The following is an 8,454-nucleotide window of genomic DNA, read 5'->3' as shown; positions in this document are numbered from 1 at the left end:
CTTGCAGCCGCTCAGACAGCGGACTTTTGAAAAACAACGCAGATTTCCGCCAGCCAAGAATCAGCTCCCCTCCTGCAGAGTCCGGCGACAGGCAGCACACGCCTCACGGGCTGGTTTTTCAAGGCGGCAGGGGAGGGTGGTTACTCCACCGGCAGATCTCTGTGTTCTACGCTGGTGGAGAATACGATCTGTGTTTTGGTGCGGCCGAACTGCTGGAGTTCGTTGATGAAGTGGTCCAGTTCCATGGTGGAGCGGAAGGATACTTCGATGAGCATGGAGTAATCGCCGGTGACGCAGTTGCATTCGATGACGTTTGGGATGGACTGGATGAAGGGATAAAAGTCTTTTTTTTGGTTGGGTTCTACTTCCAGGTTGATGAATGCTTTTATATGATAACCGAGAAATACTGGGTTGATCTGGGCGTGGTAGCCTGTGATCAGCCCGTTTTTTTCGAGGTGTTCGATCCTGGCGGAGACAGCGGGGGAGGAAAGGAAGACTTCCTTTGCGATTTCCTTTACCGGGGTGCGGGCGTTCTTCTGAAGCATTTCGATGATCTTTCGGTCGATGTTGTCGAGTTTGTGTTCCATGTAGAATGTCTCCTTTCAATGAAAAAAATGTTATTTGTAACTGGTACAGAGCTGCGTAGGGAAGTGGATTGAAAATAGGTATTTCTGTATTGATTATACTGCGTGTGTTATCACAACACAAGAAACGACTTAATAAAAATAAGAAAAATAAAAGAAACTCTTAAAAAGATTAATATAAACTATTGAAAAACACGGATAATCATGGTTTTCCCTTAAAAGTATTTACAAGCCACAAAGAAAGTGTTAGTTTCTTAGACGTCAGAAAAACAGCTGCTGATAAAAATGAAAATAACAGAATGATTTGTAAACAGTGAATATCCGTCGGACTGAAAAATGAGATCAGAGGGCGGAGCAAATCAGATGTGCACAGGATCAGAAGAAAGAAGAGGGATGATAAAATGACAACAGAAACAAGACTGGAAGCAGATTCGATCGGAACTATGGAAGTGCCTGCAGAGGCTTATTACGGAGTTCAGGCTTTAAGGGCAAAACAGAATTTTCCTATTACAGGTACAAAGCTTCATCCGGTATTCATCAGGAACCTGGCACAGATTAAAAAAGCAGCAGCTATCACTAATAATAATGCAGGGCTTCTTCCGGAGGATAAGGCAGACGCCATTGTCAGAGCCTGTGATGAGGTGATCGCCGGAAAATTGGCAGAGGAATTTATCGTAGATGCCATTCAGGGTGGTGCCGGAACCAGCGCAAATATGAATATGAATGAGGTAATCGCAAACAGAGCCGGTGAGATCCTCGGATGTCCGAAGGGTAGCTATAAAATGGTCCATCCAAATGATCACGTAAACATGGCGCAGTCCACCAATGATGTGATTCCGACGGCCGGTAAGCTTACCGTTCTGGATCTTCTTGCACCTCTGGAAAAAGCACTGGTAAGACTTGAGAAGGAGCTTGCAAAAAAGGCAGAGGAGTTCGATGATGTGATCACTATGGGACGTACACAGCTTCAGGATGCAGTTCCGATCCGCCTTGGTCAGGTGTTCCACGGTTATGCGTCCATGGTTTCCAGAGACAGGAAACGTATCGAAAAGGCTCACAGGGAAATGTACACCGTAAACCTTGGAGGAACTGCAGTGGGAACTGCTATCAACGTTTCCGATTCTTATTTTTATAAGATCGTGCCAAATCTGGAAAAGCTTACAGGTTATCCGCTGAAACAGGCCGAGGACCTTTTTGACGCAACAGAAAATCTGGACGGCTTTGTTGCCGTATCCGGTGTGGTAAAAACCTGTGCGGTGGATCTTTCCAAGATGTGCAACGATCTTCGACTGATGTCTTCCGGCCCGAAAACCGGATTTGGGGAGATCAATCTTCCAGCAAAGCAGAATGGGTCTTCCATCATGCCAGGTAAGGTAAATCCGGTCATTCCGGAGGTAGTAAGCCAGGTTGCTTTCCACATCGTAGGACATGATACCACCATTACCATGGCGGCAGAAGCCGGACAGCTGGAGTTGAATGCTTTTGAGCCGGTTGTATTTTGTAATCTTTTTGAATCCATTACGACTCTGGAAAAAGCGGTGGATACCCTGATCGTAAACTGCATCACAGGAATTACCGCAAACCGCAAACACTGCAAAGACCTGATGGAAAGCAGTGCAGGAATCGCAACGGCTCTTTGCCCGCATATTGGCTACAAGGCGTCTGCAACCATCGCAAAAACTGCAGTAAAAACCGGCAAGTCTGTCCGGGAAATTGTTCTGGAACAAGGGATCATGACTGAGAAAGAGCTGGAAGAGGTTCTTGATCCGTATCTGATGACAGAAGTCGGAGAAGAGCGGAAAGAGGATGAAGCAAGAAGAAAAGCCTGCTGAGAAAGCTATCTGTACCAACGTATGACGGGAACGTCTGATGCAGCAATTCATTTCAGAGCAGCTGAACCTGATGCGGGATTTTATGGAAATGCTATAGGCAGATCAGGAATGAGATATCAATGAGTACTATAAGGAGACTTGCCACAGTGCAGGTCTCCTTTTATAATGGAAGAAACGTGATAAGAAAAGAAGGGAAAACACATGCTTAAACGAACTGCCATTCGGGCACTTTGCAATACAACGGCATATCAGAGAGGCCTTGATATCTACCGTACCGGAAAGAGGATCCAGTCGCTGGATATTAAGTCGGAAGGAGCTGTGGATAAAATATCTGCAGCAGTGAAGGGAAGTGGGCGTAATGTATACAATACAGGCTTTCAGTATGATACAGAAGCGGACCGCATAAAAGAAGCATACTGTGACTGCCCGGTCTTTCGCAGCTATTCCGGGATCTGTAAGCATTGCGTGGCAGTGCTTCTGGAATATGGAGACCGTAAGGCCTATGAGCGTGTGGAAATCCGCAGACAGCAGGATGAGGAACAGAAGCAGGCAGAGTTATTCAGCGGAACAGCATTTCCGGCTGCTTTATCCGGACCAGGGCAGCCTGCAACGAAAACCACCGTTGAGCTGAAAAGCCTCCTTAATCGCCAGCTATACAGCCGTATGCTTCCGTTTTCCGGGGATCCGTATTTTGGCAGGGTGGAGCTGGAAACCTGCCTGAAATTTAATTCTGTGAGAAATTGTTTTACCGTGGAATTCCGCGTTGGCTGTGAGAAAAAATATATCCTCAAGGACGTGTTGGCCTTTGTGTGGAATCTGGATCATAATGAGAAGGTTTCTTATGGAAAAAATCTGGAATTTATCCATTCCGATGAAGCCTTTTCAGAAGGATCCAGAAGCGTGCTGGCCTTTATCCGGGAATGGGTCGAGAATCATCACGGCACTTACATGTCCAGATATGAACAGCTGAAGAATATAGCTGTGGAAAAGGTGAGGGATCTTACCGTTGACAGAAAAGAACTTGAGGATCTGCTTCTTATACTTGGCGAAAAAAGTTTCAAGTTCAAAATGAACAATGATCCGGAGACAACATGGCATTCTGTCAGAGAAATTCCGGACAGGACGCTGATGATCCGGAAGAAGGATCAGGGGTTATCTCTTGAGATCGCGCCGGTATACAGTGTGACAGGCATACGGTATCATATGTATTTTGATAATGCGAAGGTATATCTGGTTTCCAGGCAGGAGCTTGGAGCAGTGGAGGAATTTGTTGCCTGTCTGGAGCGGCTTCCTGCAGGCCGAGGCTTTATTGATGAACCGGATGTGCCCGCGTTTGTGCGTGAGCTGCTTCCTTCCCTGAAAAAATTTTTTCACTGTGATCTCAGGGATTTCCCGGAAGAAACAGGTCTTGAATGCTACAAGGCTGCATATGAGATCTATCTGGATGCGCCGGAGCGTGACTGGATCACCTGTAAGGCATTTTCTGTTTACGGGAAGGATAAATTTTCGGTTTTTGACCGAGATGTGTCTGCCCGCACCAGGGATATTCCGGGAGAGCTTGGTGTGTTTGCGATGCTGTCAAAATATTTTAACGGATATGATGACCAGCGGATGGAGCTGGCATTGGATTGTCGTGCCGAGGAACTGGAATCTTTGTGCAGGGAAGGTTCAGGGAAGCCCGACAGTGTGAAAGCTTCCGAAGAAAAGCTCTACCAGCTTCTTACTGAAGGGATCCCCGCCATGCAGAAAGTTGCAGCTGTCTATATTTCCCAGTCCATCAAACAGATGAGGGTGACAAAGCTGCCAAACATCCGTCTTGGCGTTTCTCTGTCAGCCGGACTTCTGAACCTGGATCTGGATGTGGAGGGGATGGATCAGGCGCAGCTTTTTGATATTCTTTCTAGGTACGATCGCAGGAAAAAATATTTTCGCCTGAAGGATGGCAGCTTTCTGGATGTTTCCGATGGTCAGCTCAGGGAGCTTTCTGCTCTGAAAAATGGACTGCAGATCAGTGATCGTGAACTGAAAAAAGGAAAGACTCAGGTTCCGGCCTATCGTGCTATGTATCTGGACAGTCAGCTGAAGGGCGGCGATCTGATCAAGGTAGAGAAGGACAATGCCTTTCGTGCGTTGATCCGGAACATGCAGACAATGGAAGAACATAAATTTCAGATTCCCAGGGAGCAGGAAAAAATCCTCCGGGGCTATCAGAAAGAGGGCTTTTACTGGATCAAAACTCTGAAGCATAATCAGTTTGGAGGGATCCTGGCAGATGATATGGGACTTGGAAAAACCCTCCAGGTGATCACATTTCTCTGGTCAGAATTTCAGGAATCTGCGCCGGGAGAAAACAGACGTGCCCTTGTGATAACGCCTGCTTCGCTGGTGTTTAACTGGATGAACGAGATCGAACGTTTTGCGCCGGGACTTCCGGCTACCGTTGTGACTGGTGATGTGAAGGAGAGGAAAGCACTGATCAAAAATGCGGGAGAACGGGAGGTTCTGATCACTTCCTATGACCTTCTGAAACGGGATCTGAAGGCTTATCAGAACCTGGATTTTGCTGTGCAGATCATTGATGAGGCGCAGTATATCAAGAATCACGGAACTCAGGTGGCAAAGGCTGTGAAGGAGATCCGGTCGGAATTCAGGCTTGCGCTGACCGGTACACCGGTGGAGAACAGGCTCAGTGAGCTGTGGAGTATTTTTGATTTTCTGATGCCGGGATTTTTGTATTCTTATGAGAAATTCCGCAAGGAAATAGAGCTTCCAGCTGTGCAGTACAGCAATTCCGATGCGATGGAGCGTCTGCAGAAAATGATCCGTCCTTTTGTGCTGCGGAGATTGAAGAGGGATGTGCTGAAGGATCTTCCGGATAAGCTGGAAAAAGATATGTTTTCCCCGTTGGAAAGCGAGCAGAAGGAGCTGTATGAGGCCCATACGGAACGGCTTCGCCTAATGCTTGGGATGCAGTCGGATGCGGAGTTTCGCACTTCTAAACTGCAGATCCTTGCAGAGATCACGAGGCTGCGGCAGATCTGCTGTTATCCGGGACTTGTATATGAAGGATACAAAGGGAATTCTTCCAAGCTGGAGATGTGCATGGAGTTGGTTCAGAATGCGGTGAATGGCGGACATAAGATCCTGCTTTTTTCCCAGTTTACTACCATGCTGGATGTGCTGGCTGTCCGTCTGAAAAAAGCAAAAGTTTCTTTTTATATGTTGACCGGATCGACTTCCAAGGAAAAACGGGCGCAGATGGTACATGCATTTAATGAGGATGATACTTCTGTTTTCTGCATTTCTCTGAAAGCAGGAGGAACAGGCCTGAATCTTACGGCAGCTGATATTGTGATCCACTACGATCCCTGGTGGAATCTTGCCGTGCAGAATCAGGCAACAGACCGTGCCCACCGCATCGGTCAGCAGAACGTTGTCAGTGTCTACCGCCTCTTTATGAAAGACACCATAGAAGAACGAATCCGGGCTCTTCAGGAAAGAAAACGGGAACTGGCTGATGAGATCTTAAGCGGCGAGGGAATCGGCCAGGCTTTGATCAGCAGAGAGGAAGTACTGGAGCTGCTAGGCAGGTAAAATTCTTAACCGAATCAAGTAAGTTCCCTGCTTCAATTACGAAAAGCAATACGCGGTGAGGGGACTTGCTTGTATCGGGAAGAATGCAGGCTGTGAATATCCGCCTGACTCAACAAAAACACCCCCGATGGAAATCGCGTGTGTAAATCACATACGATATCCGTCAGGGGTGTTTTATTTTATGCAAAAAACTTATCGTACAGACCAAAGAAGAAGATAAACAGAATGATCAGCGGCAGGATATAAGTGATGTATCCGCGCATCCATTTCCGGATCTTCATGCCTTTTCCGGTGTTGGCTTCTTCTGTGAAGTTTTCCCAGCCCCAGCCCCGTTTGGAAACACAGAAAAGCAGGTATACAAGAGAACCAAGCGGGAGCAGAATGTTGCTTACCAGAAAATCTTCAAGGTCGAGAATTGCGCCGCCGAATACCTTGAGCCAGTCCCAGGACCATACATTGTATCCAAGTACGCATGGCAGAGACAGAAGGATGATGGCGATGGCATTTACAAGACTGGATTTTTTTCGGCTCCAGCCGGTAAGCTCCATACCGCAGGAAATAATATTTTCAAATACAGCCAGGATGGTAGAGAAAGCTGCAAATGACATAAAGATGAAGAACAGGCTTCCCCACAGTCTTCCAAGCGGAATGTGGTTGAAAATATTCGGCAGTGTGATGAAGATCAGGCTCGGTCCGGAAGTCTGGTCAACATTGAATGTGAAACATGCCGGGAAAATAATAAGTCCGGAGGTGATCGCAACAAAAGTATCCAGAAGCGCAATATTCATGGATTCACCAAGCAGTGCATGATCTTTTCCGATGTAGCTTCCGAAGATAGCCATAGCACCGATACCAAGGCTGAGAGTAAAGAATGCCTGGTTCATAGCACCGGTAATGGTAGAAATAATACCGATCTCTTTCATACGCTCGAAATCCGGGATCAGGTAGAATTTCAGTCCCTCTTTGGCACCATCCATGGTAAAACTGTTGATGGCAAGAACAACCATGATCACCAGAAGAGAGATCATCATAACCTTGGTAACTTTTTCAAGGCCGTTCTGAAGACCGCGGGAGCAGACAAAAACACCTGCAATAACAACAACGATCATCCAGAATCCCATAGTAACGGGCTGGCCAAGCATGTTGGTAAACTGTCCTGCAACACCGTCGGAATCAAGTCCCTGGAATTTACCGGTGGCTGTCATATAGAAGTAATTCAGCATCCAGCCTGTAACAGTGGTGTAAAACATCATCAGGAGATAACATCCGATCAGAGTGATATATCCATGGATGTGCCATTTCTGTCCTGGTTTTTCCAGTGCGTAATAGGCTTTGACGGGACTCTTCTGGCTGGCACGTCCAACAGAAAACTCCATAGTCATAACAGGAAGTCCAAGAAGGGCCAGGAAGATCAGGTAAAACAGTACGAATGTGCCGCCACCGCCCTGTCCGGCCATGTAAGGGAATTTCCAGACGTTTCCGATTCCGATGGCACAGCCAGCAGAAATCAGAATGAATCCCAGACGGGATCCAAGTTTTTCTCTTTCTTTCATAACTCACCTCATTATTGCAGTATGGTAAACTGCTATTTGTATAAAGTCGCAGGTTTTATCTTAACACATTCCGGGATATTGCACAATAAAAAGAACTTGCATTTTACATAAAACATATGTTAGAGTAAAATGTAATTTTAATAAGATGAAGCGGTGAAACGTTACGCTTTAATGATATAAAGATCATATGCCGATAGAACCTGGATAACTGTTCTTTTCAGTCAGGGATACAAAGTTTTTTGGAGAGATTCCGTAATATTTCCGGAAACATTTGCTGAAATATCCGGAATCAGAAAATCCGCATAAAGAAGCTACATTTTGAATGGAAGGGCTGTCTTCCAGAAGAAACTGTCTGGCTTTTTTCATGCGGCAGACATTGATATATGAGGTAAGTGTAACTCCGGATTCCTGACTGAATACAGCAGAGAGATGCTGGGGATTGACAAAAAAATGGGAAGCAATGGTTTCAAGACGAAGATCCGGCTGATTAAAATTCAGACAGATATATTCCTGAACCTGGGATACAAGAGCTGACTTCCGCGGATTTTTTTCATCAGCAAGAGAATCCAGAACTGCCTTGCAGGTAGACTGGAGCAGTTGTTTTAACTGCAGGGCACTCTGGCAGTTCTGGTAAGTATTCAGGGCGTTTTCCAGAAGAGGAAAAAGCGTTTCACGCTGACTGCACTCCGTGATAAAACCGTCAAGTACAGTAAGAAAAGCAGCAGCTACACTCCAGGTCTGCCGGATATGGATTTTTTTGGTGATGATATCGTTGAAATATTCATCAATATATTTACAGAGAGCCGGTGAATTTTGCTGGCGCAGAAAGATCAGGATATCATTATAAACCAGAGGCTTTAATGTAAAATCACCGGAATGGGACTGGGGCGT

Annotated in this window: 5 protein-coding genes; 2 read left to right on the top strand and 3 right to left on the bottom strand. The window is 46.2% G+C overall.

The window, feature by feature from the left end; genetic code table 11:
* Positions 1-140: 140 nt before the first annotated feature.
* On the bottom strand, positions 141-587 hold the full coding sequence (locus GPK58_RS13360) for an Lrp/AsnC family transcriptional regulator (RefSeq protein ID WP_215638591.1): 447 nt from the start codon (positions 585-587) through the stop codon (positions 141-143).
* A gap of 398 nt (positions 588-985) precedes the next feature.
* Between GPK58_RS13360 and GPK58_RS10015 the strand changes: the two genes are divergently transcribed.
* The gene (locus GPK58_RS10015; protein ID WP_215638590.1) at positions 986-2,416 is read left to right on the top strand and encodes an aspartate ammonia-lyase; all 1,431 of its coding nucleotides are present in this window, start codon (positions 986-988) and stop codon (positions 2,414-2,416) included.
* A gap of 201 nt (positions 2,417-2,617) precedes the next feature.
* Entirely contained in the window at positions 2,618-6,010 is a 3,393-nt protein-coding gene (locus GPK58_RS10010) for a DEAD/DEAH box helicase (RefSeq protein WP_215638589.1), read from the top strand.
* Positions 6,011-6,189: 179 nt separating this feature from the next.
* Here the strand turns inward: GPK58_RS10010 and GPK58_RS10005 are convergent, their stop codons facing one another.
* Together GPK58_RS10005 and GPK58_RS10000 are read right to left on the bottom strand one after the other, a co-directional pair.
* Complete coding sequence (locus GPK58_RS10005) at positions 6,190-7,563, bottom strand: sodium-dependent transporter (protein ID WP_110103604.1); 1,374 nt, start codon at positions 7,561-7,563, stop codon at positions 6,190-6,192.
* Between the two features lie 183 nt (positions 7,564-7,746).
* Positions 7,747-8,454 (bottom strand): helix-turn-helix transcriptional regulator (locus tag GPK58_RS10000; RefSeq protein ID WP_215638588.1); only part of this gene is annotated, 708 nt, incomplete at its 5' end.

It is taken from the genome of Blautia sp. MCC270 (assembly GCF_018785605.1).
In the GTDB taxonomy this organism is placed as follows: domain Bacteria; phylum Bacillota; class Clostridia; order Lachnospirales; family Lachnospiraceae; genus Blautia_A; species Blautia_A fusiformis.
This window is presented reverse-complemented; position numbering and strand designations above follow the sequence as displayed.